Here is a 15,986-nt window from a genome sequence, read left to right as displayed (position 1 = left end):
TCAATCAATACCCAAGCCACAGTGTTTTACAACCTGTGGCTTTTTTATTTGACTATTAAGCGCAACACGTGATCTGCTATAGACTTATGCGATTCAAAGGTTAAATGCACTCCCTCTTGCAGGCAAGGAGTGGCTAAAGAAGTTAAATCTAGAAACAAAGCCTGCTGCTTCGCACACACTTCAGAAAAAGCTAGCTTTAGCTCACCACATTTAGCATTCGCTCCTGCATAAATAGATTTATACGCGCCAACCTCATACACCGCTGGCGGGCTTAAAATTATTATTTTGGGTAATTCACGGTGCCGATAATAGTTTTTTATATCTAAAATAAGTGCTTCTAGTGCGTTGGCAATATCAGCAGCCGACAGTGCAAAACGGCGCTTTAAATCATTCGTGCCGAGCTGAATAACAATCACATCTAAATGATAAGCCGCTAGGTAAGGCTCTAGGTATTTAATGCCCAGTTTATTACCACTAAAAGGTGGGTCGTTCACCAGTGTACGATTGGGCTGGCCGGCTTCAATAACTTGATAGCCGGCACCTAATTTAATACCCAGTAAACTAGGCCAGCGCTCATCGGCTGCAAAGCGTTTACCATCGACCGGCGAAATGCCATAAGTGTTTGAATCACCGAAACATAAGATATTCATTAGAATGGATTCAGTGTGTAACCTTGTTGCTGCAACTGTGCATGAGCGGTCATCGCCGATAACGCCATTTGCACACCAGGAATAAGCTGTTGCTGTTTTACCTTCATGTGCGTTGCAGACTGCCCACACACATAAACAACGGTATTATGCGCTAACAATTGAGAGATCAATTGCTGATTTTTATTGTCACTGGCAAAGCGCTGTTTATAAAAACTGTTTTCCAGTACATCAACACTTGCGCCACCATGCACAACCAAAGCAAGTTGAATGTTCTCAGGCTTCACACCATGGGCTATGTGCATATTAATGAACCGTGCTAATGAGTTCATATTGTTATTCTGCGCCCCTTTTTCTGCCGCATCAGCTACATCAAATGCCACTTTAAAAACCGTTTGTTCAGAGATTTCTGCATGGTTTGGCACGTCATAATAATAACCAAAACCTTTGATCGCGGGCTCAGCTTGCTCTGCATGACTAAACGAAGATAACAAGGCTAAAGAAAAACCTAACAGTGTTGATTTCATAAAAGTTCCTGTTGCTTTTTACTCTAGCCTACCTTGTTTAAACGCGTTTAACTAGCATCAATATGTTGATGTGCTTTGAAGGTCATGCCTAAGTAATTAAAGGTGTTTTTAAACATCTCGATAAACGCGTTAGGTGCGTGAGCAGACCCTGCATTTGAGAGCAATGAAAACTGCTTTTCACGCAGTGTTCTCAGTTTTGGCCTGAGTGCGTCATCATCCATGTAGTCAGTGATCCGGTCTAAAAATGCTTTAAACTGCGGTGTGGTGTTATACCAATACACTGGCGATGCCAGTACCCAGTGTTGATAATTCAACAGCGCTTCAAATACCGCATAAAAATCATCATTTTTATATTGCTTATCGTAGCAATATGGCGAAATAACATAGTCATCTAGACATACTACATCGCCGCCATATTGGGTTTTATAATCATTAACTTGTAAGCTCGTGTTACCCGTTTTTCGTGCACTTGAATAAATAATTACCGTGTTTGTTGTTGGTTTTTGTTGCATGACTATCACTCCTTTTTTATGATGTGTGCAGCGTAAAACCTCAAGCTAACTTTAGGTCAACACCTTGGAGCAAATTATGTCAGATAAAAAACTTATTGATGCAAACCTAGCGGTTGGCTTTGTGGCAAAACGCAGTGGTGTAAAAGTTTCGACCTTGCATTTTTATGAGTCAAAAGGGCTTATTCGCAGCTGGCGTAATAACGGCAATCAGCGCCGCTATAAACCCGATGTATTGCGCCGAATTGCCGTAATAAAAGCTGCGCAAACCATGGGCATAACCCTTGAAGACATTAAACAAACGTTAAGCACCCTACCCGAGCAACGCACACCCACTAAACAAGATTGGGCTGCCCTTTCTAAAGTCTGGCAAACGCAATTAGATGAACGAATTCAATACATGCAACGATTGCGCGAGCGCGTTAACGGTTGCATTGGCTGCGGCTGTTTATCAATGGCCAAATGCCCTATCTACAACAAAGATGATTATTTAGGTGAAGAGCACAGCGGCGCTGTACTTTTAGAAAGAGATTAAGTTTATAAATAAAACAGCTGTGAGATACTAAGTCAAAATAATAAAAGGAATTTAATAATGGATAAAGGAAATATTCCAAAGATCACTACTGCATTTAAAACCGTTGATAATAAAGAACTAAAAAGTACTGGTTTTTGGCTAAACCAATTATTCCTCGTTTTTTCAACTATTTTCGGGGTTTATCTTGCAGCCCAAAGTGGTTTAGAGCAAGCTTTAAAATTCGACTCATTCAGTAAAATGGAAGATAATTATTATCTTAGAACTTCTCTATATGATGAAGTTAAAGACAATGCTGATCATCTCAAAAAATTTGCTAATTTACTTGCAAAAAGCCCACCTAAGTCTGAACTTGAATATAACAAGCCAACCATCGAAAAGTATATTTGGCAGACTATGCAGTATTCACCCACAACCTTAGAAACGCCCAGTGAGTTTTTAACTGAAATTCGTCGTTTTTACAGCAAAAGTCAATTTATTATTGATGCAGCAATCAGTAGAAAAATGTCGGCTAAACATGCTTCAAAGCAGTTAAATGAAGCAGTTGATATCATAAATAACAAGACGTTACCAAATTTAAAAAGCAGTGCATTAAAGCTACAAAGTGAGCTGAGTAAGAATGGAATACAAATAAGCTCATTAAAAGAAAGCGAACAACGATAAGAAATGGGCATGCTAATCAGCATGCCCAATTTGTTATTAATCTAAACCATTTAGGCCATCTTTTGCGGCGCGATAAAGAGCACCAAGAGTCGAGTCAAAAGCCCACTTAATAACACTGTATGTTAGTTCAACGGCTTTGCTAACAACTTTGCCGGCAAACACCAACATATGACCAATAAGACCCAATGTTTGTGCAGCAAATGAGGCTGATGCTTTCGCAATTTTATCTAAAGTTCGAGCAAGCATATCGTAAAATGTCAGGCCTGTTCCAATTGCTGCTTGTGCAGCAACAGCGCTGTAATAACCAGCGTCTTTTAATAAGGTAACAAGCGCCGCACCTAATTTATCAGCCCAGTGTGAATTGAAAGATGCTTGATTACGATCTTCAAAGTTTAAGCGCACAGGTGTATTTAAATAATGATTTGCACGGATTGTCAGATTGCCCCAATCATTACTATTTGCGGTATTGATGTAGCCAGGTGTACCACTGAGTTTGTGGGCAGCACCTTTTAAACCTTGCCCGCTGTCTAAACGAATTTCTTGGCCCTGATAAGGAGCATGAGAAAATGGCCATAACGGCACTTTAGTGACAGGATCGGCACCATGAGTACAACGATAAATCTTATCGATTCTGCCTGTTGCGGCTCTTGAAAAGTTATCTAGACCAACACGAGGAGAGCCAAAAGTATACAGCTTTACAGGTAACGAATATTCAGCTTTGATCCAATCTGCCGCTAACGTTGCAAGTGCACCACCTAAGCTATGACCAACTAAATGTACGCACCCTGTTACTTTGTCTCGTATATTTGCTGTAACAAACTCTTGCAGGCCCGGCTTCATGGTGTAAAACGTTTTATTAAACCCCGCATGAACCATACTACCGTTTGAACCACCACTTAAACCGAAGTTTGCATCTGTTAAACCATCTCTTAAAGAGGCTGTTCCACGAATGGTGATAACAGAATCACCTTGAAACTCATTTTTTCCGTGTGCAACTAAACCAAAACCTGTACTTAAACCAAATAAATGAGAGAAAAAACCACCCGACACACCTTGTACAGCACTTGGGTTAATTGAGAAATTAAAGCTATTTCGCAAAGAAGCGTGCAATGAGTGATTAAGTAAATTAGTTGTTTTAATACTTTTTGCTTTATAAGCAAGCTCAGCGAGTTGCACCGCTTGAGTAGGCGTCAAGGTATTCATATAAGTTCCCTTTGTATGAGATGTTTTAGGTTAAAGTTTACATGATGTATAAATCGCAAAAGTATGGCTTGTATCTTCTTCGATAGGAATATCGTATGTTTCTGGCTCTTTAGAAATATCGCATTCTAAATCAGCAAGTAATCGTTTGAGGGTTTGACTATTTTCATGCAGTGACACAAGTGTGTACCACAATACAATTCCCTCTGGCGTGCCATTTTCTAAATAAATGTGCTGTACCAATGAGTCATTATCGAACATGTTAGCTGGTTTACTGGTTTTAATTGTTTTTTCTGAAAACGTAAAATAGCCCTGTTCATCAGTTACTGTTTCGTCGATATATTCATCACCGTAAGTAAGTGAACGCATCACTTTGGTATTTGCAACAGGCTTCCCATCATCAAATAGCTGCCCTTTAATAGGGGCAGACAAAATAAAATCACTTTTATTAAAAAAACCAAACATATTCGCAAATACCTGTGTCGTAGTGAATAAAACAAATAATGTAGCAATTAATATAGCTAACTGCCTAACCCTTGATGAGAACACACCAAGCCTCCTTGCAATGCAATTTATGGCAACAAAAACCTTATTATGCTGATTTATACATTATTCATTTACGCAGAATAAAAACAACAAAACAGGTACAAATAATAACTAAAAAACAACCTCCCTTGCAAGGTTAAAAATCAAACTTCAGAAGTAAAAAATATTACACGTATAATTTTTACGATAATAGCCACCCCAACTCCCATTGATAATATATATGCATATAAAAAAGCAATCGCTCCGCCAGAGGGGTCATTTATTTTATTAATTTCCATATACATAGAGCAAAAAATAAAAAATATGGCGATATTTATAAACAAGCCAAGAATAAAACTGCCATCAACGAGTGGTGATATACCGATTAACGCTGCCGCAAGTATCAAAAGAGTACCAGATAATGCTGGCTTTAATTGAAAGCGAAACTCGAGTACTTTAAGTAAAAATGTAAAAACCATTAAACCTAAATAGTAAAATGAAGGCCAAAATAGCTGATAAAACGGCTCAACTTGCTGATCAGCATCAGCAATTGTTGGCTGAACTTCTGGTGAGCCTGTAAATAATGAAATTAACCAATATATAACGCCAAAAATAAGCAGCCACGACGTCAAAAAACGCAAAGTTAGGATGAGATCCAATGGCCTTTTGCCCTTTGATTCTAAAGTTTTAGCAAGTGTTAAACCTAATAGCGTGACGCCACTTAACATCCCAACTGCGAACCAAAACTGCTCCATGTAAAAATAAGCAACACTAGGCGTGATACCCAAAAGACCAAAGTTAAATAGCATGACAGTCGAATCTTGCGAGTCTTCATTAAGATCAACTTCTTTTGCAAATAACGCAATGTAAACAAACAATGGCTGTAACAGCAGCATTAAAATGCACGCATTCATTAATGACATAAACCATCCTTGTAATTATTTATCTAACTCAGATTTTGTAGCTTACTGATTAATTCGTTGAAAATAAGGCTTAAGCTTTAAAAGCCCTGACTCAAGCTCAAACTTTTGAATATTTGGGTTGGTAGATTTAAGGCCATTAACTAAATGGCTGTGGATCATCGTAGCCATCCCCTCAAACCCCGCTGGCGCACTAGCCACCAAGTCTTTTAATAAAGGTTGAATAAAAACCTGATGTTCTTCGATTAAGTCCGGTTTGTTATAAACATCGTTGACTAGTTGAGTGAGTGTTTGTTGATGTTGTTGTTCCATACTGTTTTATAGCTCCCTGTTATTTAATTTGTTATGGCGCTTTGTGCAGCAAGTGCAAGTAACTCTGCGGCGCGTTCTTTGTGATAGGTAATCTTCGTGTTTTCATAAACATACTGGGCATGTTCATTCATTGCAGCCCACTTCTGTTGGGCCTTATATAAATATGCCAACTCCAAGTGTGCAGCAGTTATTAAAGAGTTCGGCCGATCGATATCTAACTTGATAAGCTCTTTATAAAGTGACATGGCATAATTTATATCTTGTTCCACAAACGTACCTGTCCTGTATAACCATGCAAGTATCGAGTATGCTCGGGGTTCTTTTTCTCCCATTCTTTTTTTGGCTTCAGCAATCAAACGAGAGCCATTTCCTGTATGCATACTTAATGTTACTAAGGAATCCCAGTGTCCCAGCTCAATCGCTTTCTCACACCAAAGCTCTAGTTTTTCGGGAGCATTAATCAAACTTTTATGGCACTGCTCTGCGGCTACTTTTCCCGTTAAGTTAGGATCATTAATATCTATTGAGTTATCCCACCTTGGGCCAGCAGCATAAAGGAGAGGCGAAAATATACACAGTAAAAAAAGAATTCTGAACATACTATTTCTCAAGCAGCATTTTTTCGGGAAGATGTACCGTATAAGAAGGAAAAGGAGAGGGTATGAAAGACCCCTTTCTTGAAAAGTAAACCTTTCTTAGAGATTCATCAGCATTAGACTGGCCTTCACAAACACCATTATTATAACAGGCTACTCCACCAATATACTCTATAAGACTAATGCTACTAACATTTAACCTTAGCATTATTGAATCGATACCAATATGTTTATTACCTGCATTAAATGCATGATATCGATGCATAAATGCAACAATCCGAGTATTTTGATTTCGTTTTAATTCGGCATTAAAAATATTCGCCCACATTTGATTTCTTTGGATATGAGAATCCATACAGGTATTGTTATCAGCTTGTTCCCAGTTACAGCGTCCATCTATTTCATCCATCATTTCAACTGACATATCTAATGGAACAATTTTCATCCCTAATGAGTTGGCCGCTCTCACTAATTCACTGTAGCCAGTACTCGCAGCATTATTCCAGTTCCAGTCTTCCTGGAAATGTTTCTTTATGGCATCAAACCCCTTTCCAGTACGCTGATAGAACTCGATTTTATCTTTAATGTATAAAGGCAGCATTTCCATTGCAAAGTGAGTAAAGCCTGCAGTTTTTAGTTGTTTGAGTGCCTTAATTGCCTCATATTTATACGATAGTGGATTGTGACTAGACTCTGCAATTATCACCAAACGGGCATTTCCTGCCATTGTTTTATAGTTAACATCCGTGTTTATTTCACTCATAGTATTTCCCTATCCATTAATTACAGCTCTTCAGTGAGCTCTTTGTTATCATTTACACCAACCAATGCTGTCGCTTATTGTGGCTACTTCTTTTTTATGTTCGGTCAACCAAGACTCAATAGCTAATGACGATTTAAATTCAGACCCTGTACCTGGCCAGTATAAATTTCCACTTTCATCAATACAAAGTGCTATATAGACAGGCTCTGAATTAAAAGTAACATCTTCACCAGCCTCAACATACATATCATACTTTAAGCTCTTGATAGGATTGCCTTTGTAAGTAGAGAGTACATCCGCATAATAAACATGCTTTTCCGAATTATCATCTTCTTGAAAAACCTCTACTTTAGTGATTTTAACTTTCGCAAGAAACTGAACATTTTCTGATGCTACTTTGAACCCATTTAGCTCTAAGCTTTCAGTAACTTTAGCTAGTACAGGCTTAGTTAAAGCCAAAAAAGCGAATACAATTATAAATATTTTCTTCATTAGGCCTCACTTCCTGCAACTGATGCATTTTGTGTATAAATAGGCAAACTCGCTGACAATGAATCAAAACTAGTCGGAACTACAAAGTTATCCCATACATCCTTTTTATACTTTGCTACATTAACACTGTTACTTTGATTGCCACCCAACATATATAAATAATTGCCATCAACACTTTGACCTACTACAAACGCAACATGACCCCCACCCTTTCTCGATTTAATACCTATAGCGCCATAAACAGGTTTACTAATAGGTTTACCAAAGTTGATCCACTCTTTGGCTCTAAAAGCATTTTTTACAGGCTCCATATTATTTTGCTGCATAACCCAAGCAACAAACGAGCCGCACCAAGCATTTTGCCCACCACTATCATCATTACCCCAAAACTTTGATGCCTTGAAATACTCTAAGATACGTGGATTTGCTTTTTTGCCAGCAACTTCTGTCTCTCCAATTTCAGCAAAAGCTGTTTTCATCCAAAATGCAGTTGTCACTGGCATAATTGGAGGCGTTTTAACTTTACTTAGCAAAGCCAAACCCGCTAGTTTCTCGTTGATCTTTTTGTGAGTTCGGCCATTTGGGTCTATTTTTCCATCTGGACGCACTATACCTACAACTTTGTTTTGAAACTGTTTAATTGCAGCAACTGTATTAGAGCTTTCTGGGCGGGAACCTAAACGTCCATCCACAACCAACGCTTTAGTTGGTGAGATAAGTTTTAGTAATTTATTTAAAGCGATTTGTACTGTTTTTACATCGGCTGGGGTATTAACGCCACCTAGTCCAACAGATTGGGTTATTCTTATTGCTGACATATGAAAGTCCTTTTCTATAGTAGTGTCTTATTTAAAAATCTTATCAGAAATAACTGAGCTTATGAGTGTTATTAAGTTCTGCACTAAATACAGCGTCTTGCAGATTAATTGCTAATTTGACCCCTCTAAGTTAACTTCAGTGCCAAATGGCACCATTAAGGCTTTCTCAACCATATGTTCTACTTTCTCATCATTTAATCCCGACAATGAATTAAATTGCTCTTTACTAAAAAGTGATGGTTTTTTGGCCTCATCCCTACTGAACTCCGCAAAAGGTGAGTTATCATAGTTCTCAGACACTTTAAAACCTTTTAATTTACTTACTTGAAATTCGAGGCTTTTTAAATCGCCCAGCCTTTTTACGAAATTAGTTATCTCTTCATCATCTTCTGGGTAATGGTATAAAAAAACTCCGTTTTCTGGTAAGTGATACTTTTTAACACATTCATCGCAGTACCAAGTTAAATCATAGCTATCATCTAGGAAATCAATTGCATATGGAATCGGCTTTATCCTGCTTTTATTTACAATACTTTTTGCTAAATGACTGCAAACTTTTTGTGCTGTAATGAATTTATCTATCTCTTCTTTTGTAGGCATTGTGTCACCGCTTTCATCTAACAAACATATAAAAAATTTTTTGCACGATAAACAATCGTAGGTTTACTATTCAATCAATACCACGATAGATTTATTTTGCATTGAGGCATCTCTAAACGTAACAAAGTAGCGGTCGCGGACTATTTCATAAGCTTGCGGGTCAAGTTCACCAGCCCTATGCTCGATACTATCTACTAACGCTTTATTTTCACTGTTCTCAATATCGACTTCAAAATACTTTTCTAATAAAGGGTATAGGTCTTGCACCATTTCACTCGAAAAAAAGCCAAATGAACCACTGATGTTAGCATCTGGTCCAATTAATTGATGAGGATAATAATGAAAAGTACATACCGGCAGTAACCCTTGGCCACCCACAACAGCATCAAGTAACTCTATAGCAGGAATAAATGCTCGCATATTAAGCTCTATTGATTGCCATCTTGTCGCTTCATCCTGAGTAATATCAATTAACGCTTGATACGTTTGCTCATCGTTTAGTTTCGAGGTTGTGGGATAGACAGCTTCATCAACAATAAAAAGATTAATCACATTACTCATCATTTCTTCTCTAAATTAGTGCTAAAAACTTAATCGTTAATTAAATATAACGGTAAATAAAGTGAGTCTGTTTGACACTGCCAGCCATGCATATCTTTACCCAATTTGGCCATGCTAAGCGCATTTAATGACATGACCGCATTTCCATCTTCTTTAAAGTCGCCGTATTTACATTCATCAGTATGCCATGCAATGACTTTATCAATACTTGATTGCCATAATAAATTATCACCTATAGAGAGACCTTTAATCGCCTCAACAAGCGGCACAATGCATTGTTGTACATCTTTATCTTTTGTTGATTTAGTCTCAGTCAGTGCGCTTTCAATTTCGTTCGTAGAAAGCGACTTCCCTGTACCTATTTTTATTAGTAGATGGTCATATAAAAAGATCGCTTTCTTAGTTACACTGCTGATTGTAAAGTCATCTGCATGTTCACGTAATTTACTTATTATTGACTCATCACCAAACAATAAAGCGATATTTAACTCACCTTGGATTGTCCACTCATTGTTATGCCCTTTTAGCTCGGAATCAAAACCTGTTAAGTATGCAAATGGTGCCGCTTCTTTTAGGTAAAATTTTGCTTCATTATAGTTTTCTAAAACGTAATGTGCACATGCCAATTCTTTGTATTCTTCAGAAAGAACCCAACACGCTCTTTTTTTAGTGTCTACCCCAACAGATGGGTCATTCATATGTTTTAATCTTATTTCTAATGTAATAGGTGATTCTTCAAATAGTTCACCAAATTCGAAATCATAATTATTAAGTTTTAACATTCTTCTTTTCCTATGGAAGAGGCTGAATCTTCCCACCAATTATATTACCTTCGACCTCTTTAGCTTCAATTACTAATTTAGTTATCTTTGGGTCGTCATTTTTCATAGCTCTTAAAATATCTTTACCTAACTTGTTCTTCTCTTTGTATTTTTTTGACTTTTTCATCGACTCTAAGCTTTTTTTAATCCAAGGATCCGTCATCTGGTTACCTTTTTTGGCGCCAGTCATTAATTTAGCGCCAGGACCTTTAGCTTCAACAACAAAGTACTCTATCACTTTGCCATTTTCGTCTCGTTTTGCCCATACTTGGTCGACTCCTGGACCTGGGCCAAAGCCCATTTCCATTGTGGCTGGAGGAGGTGGGTCTGAAAACTCTTTTTCCATGTACATTGAAGCACCAAGCTCACCTTTAGCCTCTGTAATCTTTGCTTTAAAAGCACCTTGCCTCCTAGCTGAATCTCCTGCCGCAATTGAGTCTTTTAGCCGCGTTTCATAGTGTTTTTTATACTCTTCAACTGCTTTGATATGTTTTTCAAGAGTCGCATCTTCGGATTTAGGTTCTTTCTTATCTTCTTCTGGCTTTTTGTTAGGAGAGTCAACCTTCCCTTTCATTAACTTGCGTGTAAACACCCTAACTTTCCGATCTTCAATGTCGGAATTATTAGGAACACTCTCAACCCCCCCAGCTTTTAACACATCAAATACATGGGTTAAACAACTTTGGTTAACAGGATCATATAGTGGTGTATCCAAGTTATCTGGATTCCAATCAGCTCTATCAAGAGCCATGTCGCCTTCTCTAAGTAGTTGCCTTTGTAAGTCACTTGCAGCTATCGCATTTGGTAACTTAATCGTCGATTTCTCAATCGATTTACCTGCAAAATCTTCCTCATCGTAACCGATGATAAGTGTATTGGTTCTAGTGCCATCAGCCTCAGTACCACCATGTTGGTGAGTTTTAGTCGTATCAAACTTTGTTTTGACCTGAATCGCAAAATGCATGTCACTACCATGACCGATTTTTAAAACTGTGGCAGCCCCTTCCTTACAACTAAGTCCAAACGGATCTACCCAATTAACCGGATTCGGCGCGTATTGGTAGTGGTTTATGCCGCCTACTAAGCCTATCGGGTCTTGATTTATAAAGCGTTGTTGTTTGGGGCTGTAATAGCGGTAGCGGTTGTAGTGTAGGCCGCTTTCTTCATCAAAATATTGGCCTTGGAAACGTATTGGCTGAGTGAAACTGTTTTCTTTATTAAAGCCAGCATGGGTTTCTGGTTCTTCATAGCCGTACACATCAGCATGGTTTTGCCATACAACTTCTGCATTGTTGTTTGTAACAAAACGTGGAGTGTTTAGTTGGTCTAGGTGATAATAATACAGCTCACCTTGTTTAATAAGTGCGACCGGGTGAAATTGATTGGGTAGGTTGATATACCAGGTATACTCGCCGTGTTGGTATTCACCTATTAGCTGGTCGTTATCCCAAATATAATCAATCTTGCCATGCTCAGTCTGCTTAGCAATACGACGACCCAGTGGGTCGTAGTCGTAATGTGTTAGCGTGCCGTTGTTGTTAAAGCTGCTTAATTGGTTGAACGCATTGTATTCACGGTGCGTTTTTATACCTTTGCCCGTTTCACGAACTTGGTTACCACAGTCATCGTATTCAAAATCGCTATCGCCAAAATGGGTTAACCTGTCGGCATCGACTTGGCTATATGTAACAGCATCATTAGCTTCTTGTTTATTGAATGCTTCATCATGCTGCACTTGAGTTTGGCTAATCGGGTTACCAAAACTGTCCCAATGAAATTTCTTGGCGGTTTCTGGCGCTTGTGTACCCGACTTTGCATCAGCTAGATTTTGCTGAACTAATTGGCCAAGGCTATTGTATTCAAACTCTGTATTTTGGCAGCTAATGCCATGTTCTTCACACGCAATGAGTTGATTAACCGCATCGTATTGATAATTACAGCTATCAAATAATGTGTGCTCTGGATGCGATAGTTGCTGCTGCGTTAAACGCCCAAAAACATCAAACGTCTGATTAAGAATGGCTTTATTACCGAAACGCTGAGTTTTGATATTATTTTGGCTGTCGTAGCCAAGCTCGACGAGTTTTGCTAACTCACCATCCGCTCGCTTTACCTGTATAGAACTTAACTGGCCAAAACTATTGTAGTTATAATAAAGGGTTGTTGAGTCTGGCAAGGTAAGAGACTGTCGTCTGCCGAAGTCATCGTAGCTATATGCGAGTTTATGGGTTTGAGACTGGTTGTGAATTTGCTCAACACTGAGTAGTCGTCCGCCTTTATCAAACGACTGTTTAATCGTTGATTGCTCATTATGAGCACGTGCTATTTTGCCCTCTGTCGTATAACTGTAGTGGTTAGCGTTATTAACTATGTGTTTATTTGTGGCTAGACTTGCGTGCTGCGAAATAACGCGGCCTAGCTTATCACGCTTAATATTTACATGGCGTTTGTCGCTTTGCGTGACAGCCGCTAAACGATTACATGCGTCGTACTTAAATTGCTGTTCAGTACCATCAAAACCCGTGATTTGTGTTGGGTTTTCGTTTGCATCGTAATTAATGCGATAAATATGGCCGTCACTACGCTCGATTGCGGTTAAATTTCGCTCTTTATCATACGTTAAATGCAGTGCACTGCCATCTGGCTGGATCACGCAGTGAGGTTGGCTTAGTCCCTCAAAGTGCTGCTCTGTGGTATCACCATTACCGTTTTTCGAACTAACTAATCGACCAGCATCATCATAAGAAAAAAGCTGTTGTTGTTTGTTATCAGGGTTACTTTGCTCAAACGCGGTTGTTTCAACTAGTTGCCCTTGCTCATTATATTTATATTGAGTAAGCAGACCGGCTTGGTTGATGGTAGCGTTTACACGACCGAGGTTATCGTAGCTGTAACGAATGAGCTCATCATTGTGCTGCTTTGCGAGTAGCTCACCTTGTTCATTCCATGTGTATTTTAATACATGACCGTTTGGCGTGACATGCTGGGTCAAATTACCTTGTTTGTCGTAACTGTAAAGTGCTATTCGCCCATCTGCTTGGGTTTCACTTTGTAGTAACCCTGAGGCACTGTATTGGCGTTTAATCTTCTCGCCATTTGGCAAAATAACAACGACTTGTTGACCAAGTTGGTTATAGCCAAATTGAGTACGGTTACCATCAGCTTGGGTGACTGATTCAAGTTGGCCGTATTCAGTATAGGTACAAAGCGTTTGATAGCCTAGAGCATCAGTTTGCGCTACTTTTTGTCCAAGCGAATTGTAATCATAGCGTGTGATATTACCATTGGCATCAGTGTGCTCAATCAGCTTACCTTGCTCATTGTGAACAAAGTGCTCTTGGTTGCCGCGTGAATCTATACTGGTTGTTTTATTGCCTTGATACTCGAACTGATAGCAATAGGTATTGTCATCACCCCACTGTTTAATACATTTGGCATCATAACCATATGAGTCCCACTCAAAGTGATGACTAAAACCGCTTGCTCTAGTTCGCTTTATTAGTAAATTTGCAGCGTTATACTCATAACGCTCTTGTTCAGCAAATTGGTTTGTTGCCGCAACTAAGTTTGACTGTTCATCATACTCATAACTGGCTAACGGCTGATCTAAAAGAACTAATTTTCCTTGTTCATTAGTACGATAAGCGTGCACCGTTTTGAGCAAACCGTGCTTATTATATTTCAGTACACAGCCGCGTACTTTGTTTACTTCAATACGTTGTAAACGCTCCATCGAATCATAATAAAAACGGGTGCTTTGACCTTTTTCATTGATGATTTTTTCGAGCAACCATGCTGATGCACCCGGCATAAACGTCAGGTGTTTATCATCTGGTGTTACTAATACTTGCTTGCCATTTTCTTTATAATGAAGCACCAAGTTACTACTTAGCTGATAACTCGATTGCCCCGGCTTCACTTTTTCAAACTTATGAGTCGCACCATGTTCGTCGTGATACTCGAGCCAGTAGGTGCCCTTTTTCTTTGGGCCCACTTTCGGCGGTGGTAGGTAATGCTCGGTTAATTGCACTAAATAATCGTGACGCCAGCCATTACCCAGTATTGTTTTTTGATTACAGTGAGACGAACGATATAACCGACGCCACGTTAAAGGCCTATTTGCGGCTAATGAGAAGTCAGTCAAAGGAAGAATTTCTTCGCCTGTTAGCATCGAAACCGGGTCTGAACGGCATTCTTGTTCTGTTATAGGCGTTTCACTTGCGGTTGTGTTACTGGCACTGCCTTTATTGCTAGCAGGAGCTTGTGTTGCTTTTTTGGCATTACTTGGCACAGCCGAAGACGCTGAACTGCTACTTTGCGATGAGCGAGTATTATCACTGACTTGAATGGTGCTTTTTACTTGCTGCTGGTAGCACGTAATGGCACCTGAAGTTAAGGCTTTTATCAAAGCCGATGCAGTTTCGCGCGCTGTTGCTTGCCTTGGACAATTAATACCAGCAACATTTAACAATTGAATAAGATCTAATCGTTTAGCAGCATCGCCACTTAATACCGCACCAACCTCAGCTACAAATTTGTAGGCACTATCCGGCGTATTCGTTGCGACAGCAATAAAACCACTGGGGGCTGGCTGTTTAGCTAACACGAGGCAGATGGGATAACGTGTTCCCTGTAACACAACTGCTTTACTATCCATTAGTTGCACATTTCCTTACTTATCCATAAGTATGACGCGACGGCTTGGTACTTGTTGTACTCTTGCGAAATTATTAACGCCTGCCCAAAACGCTCAGCATAAAGGGCGCTATTGGTCAGGCTTGCGAGGTTTACAACCCCTTCTATTGCTCCCATTTTGCCTAATTTATAATTAGGAAGTTGGAACATCGTTTGTTCATTAATTTTTTTACTTAAAACAGGTAAATAACTTACCCAATCATCACTTTCTAGGCCATTTCCTGGGGCAAACACTAAATCTATTTTTTGTTCATTTAGCGATAAAATACGTTCAAGCTCTGCATGTATAGGCTGATGCTTTGCTATATCTACAGAAGAACACATGCTCGTAGATTGCAGCGCCCAGCCTACCTGAGTAAATTCAACACATGCCTTACAAGCCGCAATACCCAAATATTCAAAGCCGTTATGCTTTGAGGCTTTAAACACACCATCAATTGCTACCACATCAAAAGCACTAAAATTTTGCTCTTTAGCTAATGCGATCGCACTGTGCATAGCGTTTGCGCCTTCAAAAATCATCTGTTCGACAGCAATGCCATAACGCTGCTGAAGGCTGTTTATAAATAGTGTTTTATGATCAGTTTGAAAAGGCAGTGCCGGTAATAACCAAATTAACGGTTGCTGCACGTCTGACTCTTTCAATACTGACTTTGCTTTTACAATACAGTCATAAATAAAGGCATCAAATGAATGCCAGTTTTGCACTTGCTCATGACCCGAGCTCCCCTCTAGTACTAATACTTCTGGGGCTACTTCATAAGGTGTATCAAACTGCTGTATTGAAATTTTAAATGCACTCAAT

The 15,986-nt window shown here is 39.1% G+C and carries 18 protein-coding genes; 2 read left to right on the top strand and 16 right to left on the bottom strand.

What is annotated here, in order from left to right:
- Nucleotides 1-44: 44 nt before the first annotated feature.
- Genes L1272_RS13750 through L1272_RS13740 form a run of 3 tightly spaced genes read right to left on the bottom strand, consistent with a single transcriptional unit; the run spans nt 45 to nt 1,686 of the window.
- Entirely contained in the window at nt 45-650 is a 606-nt protein-coding gene (locus tag L1272_RS13750) for an SGNH/GDSL hydrolase family protein (protein WP_054554020.1), read from the bottom strand.
- Nucleotides 650-1,174, bottom strand: coding sequence for a DsrE family protein (locus L1272_RS13745; RefSeq protein WP_054554021.1), 525 nt, complete (start codon nt 1,172-1,174; stop codon nt 650-652). Before L1272_RS13745 ends, L1272_RS13750 begins: the two co-directional genes overlap by 1 nt.
- A 47-nt stretch (nt 1,175-1,221) precedes the next feature.
- Nucleotides 1,222-1,686 carry a flavodoxin family protein gene (locus L1272_RS13740; protein WP_054554022.1) on the bottom strand — a complete coding sequence of 155 codons (465 nt, stop codon included), beginning with the start codon at nt 1,684-1,686 and terminating at the stop codon, nt 1,222-1,224.
- Between the two features lie 76 nt (nt 1,687-1,762).
- On the opposite strand from L1272_RS13740, the gene soxR reads away from it, so the two are divergent.
- Both soxR and L1272_RS13730 read left to right on the top strand, forming a co-directional pair.
- Nucleotides 1,763-2,218 (top strand): redox-sensitive transcriptional activator SoxR, encoded by a 456-nt coding sequence (soxR, locus tag L1272_RS13735; protein WP_054562542.1) that lies wholly within the window; start codon nt 1,763-1,765, stop codon nt 2,216-2,218.
- Nucleotides 2,219-2,275: 57 nt separating this feature from the next.
- Entirely contained in the window at nt 2,276-2,878 is a 603-nt protein-coding gene (locus L1272_RS13730; protein ID WP_235373677.1) for a hypothetical protein, read from the top strand.
- Between the two features lie 36 nt (nt 2,879-2,914).
- Here the strand turns inward: L1272_RS13730 and L1272_RS13725 are convergent, their stop codons facing one another.
- From L1272_RS13725 to L1272_RS13665, 13 genes are all read right to left on the bottom strand, one after another.
- Nucleotides 2,915-4,081 (bottom strand): lipase family protein, encoded by a 1,167-nt coding sequence (locus tag L1272_RS13725; protein WP_138618920.1) that lies wholly within the window; start codon nt 4,079-4,081, stop codon nt 2,915-2,917.
- Nucleotides 4,082-4,111: 30 nt separating this feature from the next.
- Entirely contained in the window at nt 4,112-4,627 is a 516-nt protein-coding gene (locus L1272_RS13720; RefSeq protein WP_235373676.1) for a DUF4198 domain-containing protein, read from the bottom strand.
- A gap of 140 nt (nt 4,628-4,767) precedes the next feature.
- Complete coding sequence (locus L1272_RS13715) at nt 4,768-5,481, bottom strand: hypothetical protein (RefSeq protein WP_235373675.1); 714 nt, start codon at nt 5,479-5,481, stop codon at nt 4,768-4,770.
- A gap of 87 nt (nt 5,482-5,568) precedes the next feature.
- The gene (locus L1272_RS13710) at nt 5,569-5,835 is read right to left on the bottom strand and encodes a hypothetical protein (RefSeq protein WP_235373674.1); all 267 of its coding nucleotides are present in this window, start codon (nt 5,833-5,835) and stop codon (nt 5,569-5,571) included.
- 23 nt (nt 5,836-5,858) lie between these two features.
- A complete protein-coding gene (locus tag L1272_RS13705) occupies nt 5,859-6,434 on the bottom strand; it encodes a hypothetical protein (RefSeq protein ID WP_209327440.1) in 576 nt (191 codons plus the stop codon).
- Nucleotide 6,435: 1 nt separating this feature from the next.
- Complete coding sequence (locus L1272_RS13700; protein ID WP_235373673.1) at nt 6,436-7,194, bottom strand: hypothetical protein; 759 nt, start codon at nt 7,192-7,194, stop codon at nt 6,436-6,438.
- Nucleotides 7,195-7,242: 48 nt separating this feature from the next.
- A complete protein-coding gene (locus tag L1272_RS13695) occupies nt 7,243-7,686 on the bottom strand; it encodes a hypothetical protein (protein ID WP_235373672.1) in 444 nt (147 codons plus the stop codon).
- Complete coding sequence (locus tag L1272_RS13690) at nt 7,686-8,504, bottom strand: NlpC/P60 family protein (RefSeq protein ID WP_235373671.1); 819 nt, start codon at nt 8,502-8,504, stop codon at nt 7,686-7,688. The genes L1272_RS13695 and L1272_RS13690 overlap by 1 nt, the downstream gene beginning before the upstream one ends.
- Before the next feature lie 111 nt (nt 8,505-8,615).
- Entirely contained in the window at nt 8,616-9,104 is a 489-nt protein-coding gene (locus tag L1272_RS13685; RefSeq protein WP_235373670.1) for a hypothetical protein, read from the bottom strand.
- A gap of 66 nt (nt 9,105-9,170) precedes the next feature.
- Nucleotides 9,171-9,668 (bottom strand): hypothetical protein, encoded by a 498-nt coding sequence (locus L1272_RS13680; protein ID WP_235373669.1) that lies wholly within the window; start codon nt 9,666-9,668, stop codon nt 9,171-9,173.
- Between the two features lie 26 nt (nt 9,669-9,694).
- A complete protein-coding gene (locus tag L1272_RS13675) occupies nt 9,695-10,447 on the bottom strand; it encodes a hypothetical protein (RefSeq protein WP_235373668.1) in 753 nt (250 codons plus the stop codon).
- 10 nt (nt 10,448-10,457) lie between these two features.
- The gene (locus L1272_RS13670) at nt 10,458-15,143 is read right to left on the bottom strand and encodes an RHS repeat-associated core domain-containing protein (RefSeq protein WP_235373667.1); all 4,686 of its coding nucleotides are present in this window, start codon (nt 15,141-15,143) and stop codon (nt 10,458-10,460) included.
- A complete protein-coding gene (locus L1272_RS13665) occupies nt 15,143-15,985 on the bottom strand; it encodes a hypothetical protein (protein WP_187489399.1) in 843 nt (280 codons plus the stop codon). Before L1272_RS13665 ends, L1272_RS13670 begins: the two co-directional genes overlap by 1 nt.
- Nucleotide 15,986: the final 1 nt, after the last annotated feature.

Source organism: Pseudoalteromonas sp. PAST1, from assembly GCF_021532515.1.
GTDB lineage: Bacteria > Pseudomonadota > Gammaproteobacteria > Enterobacterales > Alteromonadaceae > Pseudoalteromonas > Pseudoalteromonas simplex.
Note: the sequence above shows the minus strand (reverse complement) of the source record. Positions and strands in the feature narration are given on the sequence as shown.